Raw genomic sequence first — 12552 nt, forward strand, 5'->3', positions numbered from 1 at the left:
TTAAGTGACGAGCGCTGGGTTGCTAGCTCTTGCTTTGTACTATTTATAAGTCTATTCATGAGTCTATTTGTGTAAAAATACTACATAAAACCCCAGATGAAGCAAATGATAAGCGTCTAGTAGCTTAAAAATAAGTAATAAACCGTTTTTCTGTGTGAAAGACGCGGATGTGGCAGAAAAGACGCTGAGTAAGCCGCAGCCTACCCAGCGCTGATGTTTGAAAGATTAGCTGGCAACGGCGACCTGAGCGGCGCCGCGTTTGATAAAGGCATAGCCTAAACCGGTCACCAGCGAGCCGATGATAATCGCACCAAGGTAAAGCAGTGCAGGGGTAATGGCGTTGGGGATCAGCAGCACAAAGATACCGCCGTGAGGTGCCATTAGTTTTGCGCCCACCAGCATGGAAAGCGCGCCGGTGATTGCGCCGCCCACCATGCACGCAGGGATAACCCGCAGCGGGTCTTTCGCCGCAAAGGGAATGGCCCCTTCACTAATAAAGCAAAAGCCGAGTACAAACGAAGCTTTGCCTGCTTCCCGTTCTGGTTCAGAAAATTTATTGCGTGCAACGAAGCTGGCAATGCCCATGCCGATTGCTGGCACCATACCTGCCGCCATGATAGCCGCCATTGGGCCGTAGGTTTCTGAAGCCAATAAACCCACGCCGAAGGTATAGGCGGCTTTATTGACGGGGCCGCCCAAATCGAAGCACATCATTGCGCCCAACAGAATGCCCAGCAATACCGCGTTGGTAGAACCCATAGAGGCCAGGAAGCTGGTCAGCGCATTGAGCAACGCAGCGACGGGTTCGCCAATCACGTAGATCATCGTCAGGCCGGTTACTAGGCTTGCTACCAGCGGGATGATCAGAATCGGCTTGAGCGATTCAACGCTAGAGGGCAGCTTAACGTAGCGGGTAACCGCGAGGGCCACATAGCCGGCCAGGAAACCTGCCAAAATACCGCCGATAAACCCGGAGCCAATGTTGGCCGCCAACATACCGCCAATCATGCCTGGGGCAATGCCGGGGCGGTCAGCAATGGAGTAGGCAATGTAGCCTGCCAGTACCGGAATCATTAGCGCGAAGGCGGTGCCGCCGCCAATTTGCATAAGCGCAGCGGCCAGCGTGCCTTCCTGTTCAAAGGCTTCAATACCGAAGACAAACGAGAGCGCAATCAGCAAGCCACCCGCTACCACCATCGGCAGCATGAACGACACGCCGGTGAGTAGGTGCTTATAAACACCTTTCTCTTTAACGCTTTTATTGGCGCTGCCCGAACCGCTGTTGGCAGTTTCTACGCTAGCATCAACAAGGGCAGCTTCCAGCGTAGGGCGTGGCTTTTTCAGCGCGTTGCCGGTTGAGGTGCGGTAGATACGCTTACCTGCAAACCGCGACGGATCAACATCGATATCGCAGGCCAGTACGACCACGTCGGCATCGGCGATCTCTTCTTCGCTTAATTGATCCTGAGCGCCTACTGAGCCTTGGGTTTCCACGCGAATAGCGTGCCCCATCGCTTTACCTGCTTCGGCCAATGCTTCGGCGGCCATAAAGGTATGGGCAACACCGGTTGGGCAGGCGGTAACAGCGACAATCTTCTTACCACCCATGTTGCTTGCCGGAGTAGCGGCGGCTGTAGGGGTTGTAGGAGCAGTGTAAATTGGCGCTTCACGCTTGGCTTGATTTAAGAAGGCACTGGGGTCGGGTAGGGCGCTGGCAATCGGCGCCTGGAAAAGCCGCTTGCCATCAAAACGTTCTGGGGCGGGGACGTGATCGGCAGCCACCACAATTAAATCGGCATTAGCAATTTGCTCAGCGGTGGCAGCCTGCAGCGGCGCAATTTCGCCGTGCATTTCCACATGGGCGCTCCAGCCCATCCGTGTGGCCGCTTGTTCAAGGCGCTTGGCGGCCAGAAAGGTGGTCGCCATGCCGCTGGGGCAGGCGGTAATTAGAATCAGGTTCATCGCGTGGCTCCCTCGGTGATGGTGTCGTCAAGACGCCGTACCAAAGTCTGTTGTTGGAGTAAGTCAAAGTCGTCGGCGTGGGGGGTGCCCACACCGACGTGGCGAACCGCTTCGGCAGAGAGTGCCGTTGCGAAGCGAAGGGTGTCTGGTGGGGCGAAGCCGCTGAGCAGCCCATGGAGCATGCCAGCCACAAAGGTATCTCCTGCACAAACGGTATTGATGGCGTTCACGCTAGGCGGCGTGGACTGCCAAGTGCCCTGTGAACTAACCCATAGAACGCCCTCTGAGCCTGCGGAAATCAGTGCGTGCCCGATGCCGCTGGCGTGCAGTCGCTCGGCGGCGACCTGGCGCTGTTGATGTGAATCTAGGGCGCTGCCAGCCCAGTCAGCGAGTTCCGTTTCGTTAGGTTTTACAGCCGCAGGCTGAGTAGCAATGGCGGTCAGCAGTGCTGGGCCGCTGGTGTCTATCCAAAGTGGAACGCCATAGCTTTTTAGGGTGGTCAGTAGTTCAGCAAACAGCGGCTGATCAAACCCCGGTGGAAGGCTACCGGCAACGACGACCGCCTGGGGCGGGGCGTGGCGCTGAAACAAGCTGTCCAAGGTTTGCCGTAGAGCATTCAGATGGGTTGCCTCAATCGGCATACCGGGGCCGTTAATATCAGTGACGCGGCCGCTTTGCTCCGCCAGCTTAGCGTTAATGCGCGTGCTGCCGGGCACTCGCACAAAGGCATCTTCCACGCCGTAGCGGGGAAATGCCAGACCGAACGGGGCGTCGTTATCCTGGCCGAGAAAGCCGCTAACAATCACTTCGTGGCCTAAGCTTGCCAGCACTCGCGCTACGTTAACGCCTTTGCCCGCGGCTTCTAACTGGGCGCTGTGGGGGCGGTTCACATGACCGAGTGTCAGCGTTTCAAGGTTGAACGCTAAATCCAGCGCGGGGTTGAGTGTAATGCACACTACCTGGGCCATTAGCGGGCCTCCAGGGCGTCACGCACCTCATCGCTGGTGGCTTTACTCAGTGCTAATTGGGCAGTGGCTTTTGCATCGGCAAGATCAAATTCACGCAGGCGAGCTTTGACTAGCGGAATTTGCCGCGCGCTGACGGAAAGTTCATCAACGCCTAACCCTACCAGTACAGGCACGGCCATGGCGTCCGAGGCGAGTTCGCCACATACGCCAACCCACTTGCCGTGGGCATGGGCGGCATCAACGGTCATTTGAATCAGGCGCAGCACGGCGGGGTGTAAACCATCCGCCTGGGCAGAAAGCTCTGGGTGGCCGCGGTCGATGGCCAGTGTGTACTGAGTTAAATCGTTAGTACCGACGGAGAAGAAATCCACCTCGGCCGCCAACGTAGGCGCTAACAGAGCGCTGGAAGGCACTTCAATCATGACGCCCAGTTGCACATCAGTGGCGCGCTGTTGTGGCGGGATTTCGCTAAGCAGGCGGTCATAGATGACTTTGGCGGCACGGAATTCAGCGACATCCTTGACCATCGGCAGCATGATCCGCAGCGGACGATCGACAGCTGCCATCAGCAGCGCGCGGATTTGTGTTTCCAGCACCTCCGGCTGGGTCAGTGCTAAGCGAATGCCGCGTAGGCCAAGGAACGGGTTGTCTTCCTGGGGAACAGGCCAGTAGGGCAGCGGCTTGTCGCCACCCACATCAAGAGTACGCGCGACCAGCGGTCGGCCATCCAGAGCATCAGTGGCTTCGCGGTATTCGGCAATCTGGGTGGCTAGGTCCGGTGCGCTTGAGTAGGCCATAAACAGGAACTCGGTGCGCAGCAGGCCAACGCCTTCGGCACCGCGTTCAACGGCGTCAGCGGCGTGGGCGGTGTTGCCAAGATTGGCAGCCACTTCGACCCTGTGGCCATCGCGTGTTTGGGCTTGCTCAAAACGCAGCTCCCAGGCATCAGCTTCTCGCTGTTGCTGGTCGAGAAGCTGTTGTTCCGCCCGCTGCAGGCGCTCTTCGGAAGGCTGGGAGGTAACCCGCCCACGTTCACCATCCAGAATCATCATGCTGCCGTTATGCAGTACCATCACGGCATCACCTGCGCCGACGACCGCTGGAATACCCAGGGCGCGAGCCAGAATAGCACTGTGCGCGGTGGCACCACCGCGAACGGTAAGCAGGCCGCGTACGCGTGAGGTATCCAGGCGAGCAACGTCGGAAGGGCCGATGTCATCCATTACCAGAATATACGGGTGGTCAGGTGGTTCGGGCAGTTGGACATCGCACAATACACCCAACACACGGCGGCCTACGTCGCGCAGGTCAGCGGCGCGCTCGGCCAGCAGGCGGTCGGCGAGCATTTCCTGGGCGTGAGCGGCGGTTTCAATAGCATTCCACCAACCGGCTTCGGCTGAACGACCTTCACGAATTGCATCAATGGCCGCATGATGCAGCTCGGGGTCGTCGAGCATCTCTTCGTGCATTGAGAGAATGTCGGCCACTTCGCCGCCAGGGGCGTTGTGCACCAGTGCCTGTAGTTGAGCGGCGCCTTCTTCCAATGCTGCTTTCAGGCGGTTAATTTCGTGCTCGGGGTCGTTGGCGTGTTCAGCGTAGTCGAACTGCATCGGGCGAATGACAAACACCGGTGCAATGGCTAAGCCTGGCGAGGCGGCAACGCCTGCGTGAGGTGTATCGACGACTAGCGGCTCAACCAGCTTACTTGTGTTAGCAACTGACTTGGCATCAAAACCGCCGTCGAACGGTGTTACTTTCTCGCCTAGACCGTCTTCAACGGCGGCGGCTACTGCGCCTAGCGCAGCACTTGCCTGGTCGCCTTCGGCAGAAAGGATCAGCCACTGACCGCGCCGTGCTCCTAAACCAATCACTTTGGTTAGGCTGGCGGCAGACACCGTGGTGGCACTGCCTTCTTCAAGGCGTACGTTAATCGGCATTGATTGCGCGCGGGCGACCTGTACCAGCTGTTTTGCCGGACGGGCGTGCAGGCCATGGGGGTTCAAGACGCGCACGCGGCGAGTCTGGGTACTGGCCGTTTCACCTGCCAACGTGGCCAGCAGCTGTGCGCTGCTTTTGCCCATCAAGCTGTCACTTTCGCCGCTCTCCAACACGGCTAGTAGCTGTTCCAACAGTGGACGGTGGGCATCGCCGCTGGCTGCCAAGCAGAACAGTATATGGACGGGATGGCCGCTATGCTCAAGTTTGAGATCGGCTGGCGTGGCAACGCCTAGTGCGGGCTGTGTCACCCCTTGGTTGTGGCTTGCCAACCAACATCCTTTGCCCAGCCATTGGGGGGAAGCGCTGGCGATGGCACTAATAAAGGCGTTATCGACACAGCCGCTTTGACGAAGCCGTGCGGCAGCGGCCAAGGCGAGCTCTTGAGGGTCACGAGCAGGAAAGTTAATGCACAGTGTCTCGGCGTCCAGACGCGGTTCAAGCGGCGGCTTGGAAAGTAAACGTGCTACCTCGGCAGCCGAGCTGGCGCTTGCGAGCTGGTTGGCGACACCTTCGCGGTCTAATACATGGGTCAACTGGCGCAGAATGTCTAAATGTTCGTCATTTTGCGCGGCGATCGTCACCAAAACATGCACTTTCTGACCGTCATGCCACTGAATGCCTTGGGGGAACTGTAAGACCCGCACGCCGGTATGTTTTACGTGCTGGCGACTTTCCGGCGTGCCATGTGGAATGGCAATCGCGTTACCAAGATACGTGGACGACTGCGCTTCACGGGCATGCAGGCCATCACGGTACTCGGCCTCAACTAAGCCTGCATCCGTTAACGCCTTAGCGGCGATGTCGAGTGCAGTTTGCCAGTCGTCTGCATGGCGATTGAGCAAGATGTCATCTGGGCCGAGTGTTAGCATAGGGTTCTCCTGTAAACGCTGTCAGCCAAGGGCGATGTCTGTAGCGTACTCATGCTTAAACGTTGGTCGTAAAGCGTTGAGGTTTGCTGGATGAATCGTGTCAGCTATGGTTAGTTGGCTATGCTGAATCGATTCACTTAAAGACACAAGGTCTGTCTTTCTAGACTTTAGTCGGGGTGGGCAGAAACGGCTGATAAACTACCCCGGCAACCAGAGGGAGAATTGCATGACACTTGCCGACATTGCCCGCCTTGCGGGCGTATCGCGCACCACGGCGAGCTATGTAATTAATGGCCAAGCCGAGCAGCGACGTATTAGTCATACCACTATTGAAAAGGTCATGGCGGTAGTGCGTCAGCATCGCTATCACATTGATCCGCAGGCTGCGGCGTTGCGTCGTGGGGCAAGTCGGCTGATTGGTTTGATCGTTCCTGACCTTGAAAATATTAGCTATGCGCGGCTCGCCAAACGCTTAGAGCGTGGTGCAAGAGAGAAGGGCTACCAACTGTTAGTAGTCAGCTCGGATGACTGTGCCGATAGCGAGCGCACTTTGGCGCTGGCGCTGCGCGCGCAGCGCTGTGAGGTGCTGATTACCGCCAGCTGCTTAGCTGAAGATGACACCTTCTATTCTGAGTTGGTGGATGAAGGCTGGTGCGTTGTAGGAATGGACCGTGGGCTTGCGCCGACGCGTTTTGCCAGTGTCGTCAGCAATGATCAAGACGCTGCGCATGCGCTAACGCGCTCGGTCATTACGGGTAGCACGCGGCGGGTGGCGTGGTTAGAAGCGATGCCGAGCTTGTCGATCAGTCGCGAGCGGAGGAGGGGGTTTCAGACAGCACTAGAAGGTACCTCTATTGAGCCGGTTTTACTCAGCGGTACCCACTACGAGCGTAGCGAAGGCGCTCGCCTTGCCGCTCAATTATTGGATGAAAAGGGTGGCGCTGATGCGTTAATTACTGCGTCTTATGTGCTGATGGAAGGGGTGTTTGATGTGTTTCTAGAGCGTGGTGGGCTACCCGCGAAGATGCGCTTAGCTACTTTTGGCGATCACCGGTTATTGGATTTTCTGCCGCAACCGGTGAATTCAGCGTTGCAAGATTATGACCGCATTGCTGAACTCACCCTGCGCTGTGCCCTGAATGCCATGAACGGTGATTATCAGTGTGGCCAGCAGGTCGTAGCGCGCCACCTGCGTACCCGGTAAGTACCCTGTTGCTGGTCAGTCTTGAACTGTGCGGGCCTGGGCCCAGGCCTGCGCATCTGGAATAGACATATCGTAGCGTTCACTGAGGTAGGGCGATGACAGTAAAAAGTCGGCGCTCGCCGCATTGCACGCCACCGGTACGTTCCATAACGCGGCTAATCGCAGTAGCGCTTTGACGTCAGGGTCGTGGGGCTGAGGGGCAAACGGATCCCAGAAGAAAATCAGCACGTCTAGCTGTTGCTCGGCAATACGCGCGCCAATTTGCTGGTCACCACCCAGCGGCCCGCTCATCAACCCCTCGACCTCTAGGCCAAGCGAACTTTTGAGCCGCCCAGCGGTAGTCCCCGTACCAATAAGAGTGTGCTGGCTAAGTGTTTCTTGCCAGCGCGTTGCCCACTCCAGCATTTCGGTTTTTTTGCCGTCGTGGGCAATTAGCGCAATGCGCTTACGCGGTGGCAAGGTGCGAATAGCTTGGCGGGGTGGGCGTGCATCGGTCATGGCATGGCTCTCCAGGTCGCAGTCAGGTTTAGTCTTCTTCAACGGCCAGCACTTTCATCGTGTTGGTACCGCCGTGGGCATTCATGTGGTCGCCGCGGGTAAGAATGACATGATCTCCAGGGTGTGCCAAACCATGAGTTTGTAGCAGCTTGACGGCTTCTTTATTGAGCTCTTTAGGATCCATATGGGTGGTGTCGAAAGGGATTGATACAACGCCGCGATAAAGCGCCATGCGCCGTTGAGCAACCGGGCTATGGGCAAGGCCAACAATGGGCAGGCCAGAGCGAATGCGTGAAGCAATCAATGGCGTGTAACCCGTCGAGGTCATGCAGGCAATGGCACTGACACCAGTTAGGTGGTTAGCGGCGTACATTGCGGAGAGGGCAATGGTTTCATCAATACGCTCAAAGCCTTCATGAATACGGTGACCTGACGATTGGGCAATGCGCTCGCGTTCAGCACCTAAGCACACCCTATCCATTGCTTGAATAGTCTCTACCGGATAGTCACCCGCGGCGGTTTCCGCAGAGAGCATAACGGCGTCGGTAGCATCAAGCACTGCGTTAGCCACGTCGAAGACTTCCGCGCGGGTGGGCAGTGGCGACTCAATCATCGATTCCATCATTTGTGTGGCGGTAATGACCGCGCGGTTAAGCGTACGAGCATGCTTGATGATGCGCTTTTGGGTGCCGATCAGCGCAGCATCGCCAATTTCTACGCCTAAGTCGCCTCGGGCGACCATCACCGCTTCTGATGCTTCAATAATGCCATCCAACGTCTCATCGTTAGCTACGGCTTCGGCGCGCTCCAGTTTGGCCACCAGGCCAATTTCTTTACCTGCCTCGCCGAGTAGTTCGCGAGCTTCCTGCATATCAGCAGCGCTGCGTGGGAACGACACCGCCAGATAGTCGACTCCAATATCAATCGCGGTTTTGAGGTCTTCTTTATCTTTTTCGGTAAGCGCCGGAGCTGAGAGCCCGCCGCCTTGTTTATTGATGCCCTTGTTATTAGAAAGCTTGCCACCCACGTGAACGCGAGTATGCACCTCTTGCCCAACGATAGAGGTGACATCCAGCACTAAGCGCCCATCATCCAACAGTAATCGGTCGCCTGGAGTGACGTCGTTAACCAGCGTCTTGTAATCACAGCCTACGCGTTCGGCGGTGCCGCTGTTGGTATCTAGCGCCATGTCGAGCACAAAGGCTTGGCCAGCATCCAAATGAACGGCACCTTCGGCAAAACGTGCTATGCGAATTTTTGGCCCTTGCAGGTCACCCAGTGCGGCAACGCTGCGGTTTAGCCGCTGGGCGATCTCACGTACCTCTTGCAAGCGGCGGCGATGGTCGTCTGCGGCACCGTGGGAGAAATTGAGCCGCACGACATCAACACCCGCTTTGAGCATGGCTTCCAGCACGCCAGGACGATCACTTGCCGGGCCAAGCGTTGCGACAATCTTGGTACGGCGAAGGGGGGTGGAAGATGTTGAGCGAGTCATAAAAGTTACTCCTGTTGAGCATCTTGGTGGTGATTAATTATTGGACTACGATAGCCTTTATATAGTAATTTTACTACATATTGGAATGTTAATAGCCTTCATTAGTCGTTTTTAACGTTTTAAAATGACTTTTAGGCAAATAAATACGTATTTTTAGTAATTTTTTTACTAGAAACGATGTCTACTACCACTGCTTGATCGAGGTGCCACCATGACAATAAGAGTTGCTATAAATGGATTTGGACGCATTGGTCGTAACGTACTGCGTGCGCTGTATGAAAATAGTTATCGGGACCGCGTCCAAGTGGTTGCAATTAACGACCTAGGTGATCCTTCCCTCAATTCGCACTTGTTACGCCATGATACGGTGCACGGCCACTTTCCGTATTCAGTTGAGCATGATGCTGAAAGCATCAGCGTGAATGGTGATCGTATTGCGATCTCTTCTGAGCGTGATCCCCGCCAGCTTCCCTGGGCTTCCATGAATATTGATCTTGTCATGGAGTGCACTGGCCTGTTCACTAAGCGAGAAGCCGCTGCCAAGCATATAGAAGCGGGTGCTAAGCGTGTGTTGATCTCTGCGCCCAGTCCTGATGCTGACGCTACGATCGTCTATGGTGTTAATGACGATAGTCTGACAGCTGAACACACGGTGGTTTCTAATGCGTCCTGCACGACTAACTGCTTGGCGCCTGTTGCCAAGGCGTTAAACGATGCGGTCGGGATTGAAAACGGCTTGATGACCACGGTGCATGCCTACACCAATGACCAGAACCTATCGGATGTTTATCACTCCGACCCATACCGCGCACGGAGTGCGACGCACTCGATGATCCCAACTAAAACAGGCGCAGCAGCGGCGGTGGGGTTAGTGTTACCGGAGCTTGCGGGTAAGTTCGATGGCTTAGCGGTGCGTGTGCCGGTGATCAACGTTTCTTTGGTGGATCTGACGTTTACGGCAAGTCGTGATACCAGCAAAGAAGAGATCAATGCGATTGTTGAAAAAGCGGCGGCGAACTCGTCCGTGTTAGCGGTTAACGCACAGCCGCTGGTGTCGATTGATTTTAACCATGACGCACACTCATCTACTTTTGATGCTAATCACACCCGTGTGAATGGCCGCCTAGTGAAAATTATGGCGTGGTACGACAATGAGTGGGGGTTTTCTAATCGGATGCTAGATACCGCCATTGCCATGCAGAAAACGGCCAAATAACACCTGCTTGTGCCTCATGGGCAAGTATCACCCAGCAGTAACTCAGTTTTGAGTAGCTGCTGGGTTTTTGGTATCCGCCCTAGAATCATTTTCGCCGCCACGCGGCCTTTGCCCGCACTGTCCTGGCGCACGGTCGTTAAACGCGGTGCTCTATATTGCCCTTCCGCTATGCCATCAAAGCCCGTAATTCTTAGTTCTCCCGGTACGTGAATGCCGCGCTGTTCGGCTAATGTAAGTGCGGTTAGCGCAATACGGTCTGACATACACAGCAGCAGGTCCGGCCGCTGATTGGTAGGCAGGTCAAGGATTTCTGTGATCACCGGTGAGCACACATCAAACACATTCTCTTCGATATTCCACAATGGGATCTGATCAGCATCAAAGCCATGTTCGGTGAGCGCTGCATGAAACCCAGCCAAGCGGGCGCGGCTAATAGTACTGCTGTTGGGTAGCATTGTGTGTGCAGCAGTCACTCGCCCATTGCAATGCTCTTTGGTCAGGCGAAGATTGATCACCGCTGGTCGTTCAGGCCGAGTTTTTAGCGCGTGCTGGGCAATATGATAGCTGGCATCCTGGTCATCGATATGAACGGTAGGGCTGCCTTCAATATCGAAGTCAACCGACACCAGTGGACGTTGGGAAGGAAGCTCGCTGAGTAGCTTATTATTGGGCATTAAACCGTAAACGATAAAGCCGTCGGCAATGTTTGCTGACCCTGGAGGCTGGGAAGCATGACCACGACCAGGTAGTAACAGCAAGGTATGGCCGTGAGCATCGAGCACTTCAGCAACACCTGATAAAAATTCACTGGCAACAGCATCATTAAGGCTGTAAGTCAGGCTTTCGGCGAGAATAACCGCAACAATGCTGGAGCGCCCAGTGCGTAGGCTCCGAGCCTTGGCGTCTGGGCCGCTATACCCTAGGCGTTTAGCCTCGCTTAAAATACGATCACGCAGAAGCGGCGAAAGCTGGTCGGGTCGGTTGAAGGCATTTGATATTGTCGCGGTGGAAACGCCGAGTTCTGTGGCAAGATCTTTGAGAGTCATTCGACGTTGGGCAGTCACGGGCTTCCTATCCTGTTTAATTATTAAGCGTTATTTTACAGCGCAGGCTAACGAATTGAATCACGCGCACAAAAATACGGCCTTGACGCTGTTCCTATTACCTTTGCATAAAGAGGCAGTAGCATCAAAGGCCGTTGTTTGCTCAGTAACAGTGCAGTCGCTAAGCCGCGGAGCGTTTCTCTAAAAGCACCAATGCTGCACCGCTTTCGTCGAATAGGTGCACATGCTCAATGTCAGGCACCAGGGATACTTGTTGGCCTTCTTTCCACTGGCTAGGCGCTTCACTTCGGTGAATAAGCAGTGTATCGCCCTCTTTAGGTTCTAGGTAGACATAAACTTCATTGCCTAGGTATTCAACGTTAACAATATCAAAGCAGTTATTGCCCGTTGGCGCTTCCAGGCGTAGGTGCTCTGGGCGTACGCCCAATGTCAGCGAGCTACCAGGGCTGTAACGGTCAGCTGCCTGGGGAAGTACCAGCTCTTCTAACCCTGTTACAGTCACTCGGCAGCCATCCTTTGAGCCGCTGACAAGTTCAGCAGGCATAAAATTCATCGTAGGCGAGCCAATAAAGCCTGCGACAAACTTAGTCGCTGGGCGCTGGTAAAGCTCATGGGGGCTTCCCACTTGCTCAATATGGCCGCCTTTTAACACTACGATTTTATCGGCTAGGGTCATCGCTTCGACTTGGTCGTGGGTCACGTAGATCATGGTGGAGCCGAGCCGGTTGTGCAGGCGGGCGATCTCGTTGCGCATTTGAACGCGTAGCGACGCATCTAGGTTAGAAAGCGGTTCATCAAACAGCAAAATACGAGGTTCTCGGGCCATTGCGCGTCCCATGGCTACCCGCTGGCGCTGACCACCTGATAGTGCTTTTGGCTTACGATGGAGTAAGTCTTCGAGCTGCAAAATTTTAGCGGTACTCATTACCCGCTCATGGACTGTTTCTTTGTCCGTTTTGGCAAGCTTCAAGCCAAAGGCCATGTTGTCGTAAACGGTCATATGTGGGTAAAGCGCATATGACTGGAAAACCATGCCTACTCCACGCTCCCGTGGGGGTAGGTCATTGACCAGTGTGTCACCAATGGTTAAATCACCGTCGGTGATTGACTCTAGCCCTGCGATAAGGCGTAGCAGCGTCGATTTTCCACAGCCAGAGGGGCCAACAAAGACGACAAATTCACCATCGCCAATGTTCAGGTCAACGTCTTTGATAATGTGATCGCGACCAAATATTTTGTTGATCTTTTCAAGCGTAACACTTGCCATGGTTAGCTCCT

At 55.3% G+C, this 12552-nt stretch carries 9 protein-coding genes; 2 read left to right on the plus strand and 7 right to left on the minus strand.

The features are described from left to right. Positions 1 to 225: 225 nt before the first annotated feature. Genes CR46_RS0100390 through ptsP form a run of 3 tightly spaced genes read right to left on the minus strand, consistent with a single transcriptional unit; the run spans position 226 to position 5797 of the window. A complete protein-coding gene (locus tag CR46_RS0100390) occupies positions 226 to 1962 on the minus strand; it encodes a PTS fructose-like transporter subunit IIB (RefSeq protein ID WP_030068992.1) in 1737 nt (578 codons plus the stop codon). Next, a complete protein-coding gene (gene pfkB, locus CR46_RS0100395) occupies positions 1959 to 2930 on the minus strand; it encodes a 1-phosphofructokinase (RefSeq protein ID WP_030068995.1) in 972 nt (323 codons plus the stop codon). Before pfkB ends, CR46_RS0100390 begins: the two co-directional genes overlap by 4 nt. Continuing rightward, positions 2930 to 5797 (minus strand): phosphoenolpyruvate--protein phosphotransferase, encoded by a 2868-nt coding sequence (ptsP, locus tag CR46_RS0100400; protein ID WP_030068997.1) that lies wholly within the window; start codon positions 5795 to 5797, stop codon positions 2930 to 2932. The genes pfkB and ptsP overlap by 1 nt, the downstream gene beginning before the upstream one ends. 226 nt (positions 5798 to 6023) lie before the next feature. Here ptsP and cra point away from each other — a divergent pair, with 226 nt between their 5' ends. After that, positions 6024 to 7001, plus strand: a complete 978-nt coding sequence (gene cra / locus CR46_RS0100405; RefSeq protein ID WP_030068999.1) for a catabolite repressor/activator — start codon at positions 6024 to 6026, stop codon at positions 6999 to 7001. Between the two features lie 15 nt (positions 7002 to 7016). Here cra and CR46_RS0100410 read toward each other — a convergent pair whose 3' ends face one another. Further along, positions 7017 to 7499: a methylglyoxal synthase gene (locus tag CR46_RS0100410; protein WP_030069001.1), complete on the minus strand. Its 483-nt coding sequence runs from the start codon at positions 7497 to 7499 to the stop codon at positions 7017 to 7019. A 28-nt stretch (positions 7500 to 7527) separates the two neighbouring features. Next, positions 7528 to 8994: a pyruvate kinase gene (gene pyk, locus CR46_RS0100415; protein WP_030069003.1), complete on the minus strand. Its 1467-nt coding sequence runs from the start codon at positions 8992 to 8994 to the stop codon at positions 7528 to 7530. A 211-nt stretch (positions 8995 to 9205) separates the two neighbouring features. On the opposite strand from pyk, the gene gap reads away from it, so the two are divergent. Further along, on the plus strand, positions 9206 to 10210 hold the full coding sequence (gap, locus tag CR46_RS0100420) for a type I glyceraldehyde-3-phosphate dehydrogenase (protein ID WP_030069006.1): 1005 nt from the start codon (positions 9206 to 9208) through the stop codon (positions 10208 to 10210). A gap of 14 nt (positions 10211 to 10224) precedes the next feature. Here gap and CR46_RS0100425 read toward each other — a convergent pair whose 3' ends face one another. Together CR46_RS0100425 and CR46_RS0100430 are read right to left on the minus strand one after the other, a co-directional pair. Then, positions 10225 to 11256 (minus strand): LacI family DNA-binding transcriptional regulator, encoded by a 1032-nt coding sequence (locus CR46_RS0100425; RefSeq protein ID WP_030069008.1) that lies wholly within the window; start codon positions 11254 to 11256, stop codon positions 10225 to 10227. Between the two features lie 178 nt (positions 11257 to 11434). Then, positions 11435 to 12541 (minus strand): ABC transporter ATP-binding protein, encoded by a 1107-nt coding sequence (locus tag CR46_RS0100430; protein ID WP_030069010.1) that lies wholly within the window; start codon positions 12539 to 12541, stop codon positions 11435 to 11437. Positions 12542 to 12552 lie beyond the last annotated feature (11 nt).

The sequence above is a fragment of the Vreelandella neptunia genome (assembly GCF_000712975.1).
In the GTDB taxonomy this organism is placed as follows: Bacteria; Pseudomonadota; Gammaproteobacteria; order Pseudomonadales; family Halomonadaceae; genus Vreelandella; species Vreelandella qaidamensis.

Bases quoted from the DNA above. Each gene is read 5' to 3' on its own strand.
- CR46_RS0100390 (WP_030068992.1), bottom strand. From the start codon at position 1,962: ATGAACCTGATTCTAATTACCGCCTGCCCCAGCGGCATGGCGACCACC.
- pfkB (WP_030068995.1), bottom strand. From the start codon at position 2,930: ATGGCCCAGGTAGTGTGCATTACACTCAACCCCGCGCTGGATTTAGCG.
- ptsP (WP_030068997.1), bottom strand. From the start codon at position 5,797: ATGCTAACACTCGGCCCAGATGACATCTTGCTCAATCGCCATGCAGAC.
- cra (WP_030068999.1), top strand. From the start codon at position 6,024: ATGACACTTGCCGACATTGCCCGCCTTGCGGGCGTATCGCGCACCACG.
- CR46_RS0100410 (WP_030069001.1), bottom strand. From the start codon at position 7,499: ATGACCGATGCACGCCCACCCCGCCAAGCTATTCGCACCTTGCCACCG.
- pyk (WP_030069003.1), bottom strand. From the start codon at position 8,994: ATGACTCGCTCAACATCTTCCACCCCCCTTCGCCGTACCAAGATTGTC.
- gap (WP_030069006.1), top strand. From the start codon at position 9,206: ATGACAATAAGAGTTGCTATAAATGGATTTGGACGCATTGGTCGTAAC.
- CR46_RS0100425 (WP_030069008.1), bottom strand. From the start codon at position 11,256: ATGACTCTCAAAGATCTTGCCACAGAACTCGGCGTTTCCACCGCGACA.
- CR46_RS0100430 (WP_030069010.1), bottom strand. From the start codon at position 12,541: ATGGCAAGTGTTACGCTTGAAAAGATCAACAAAATATTTGGTCGCGAT.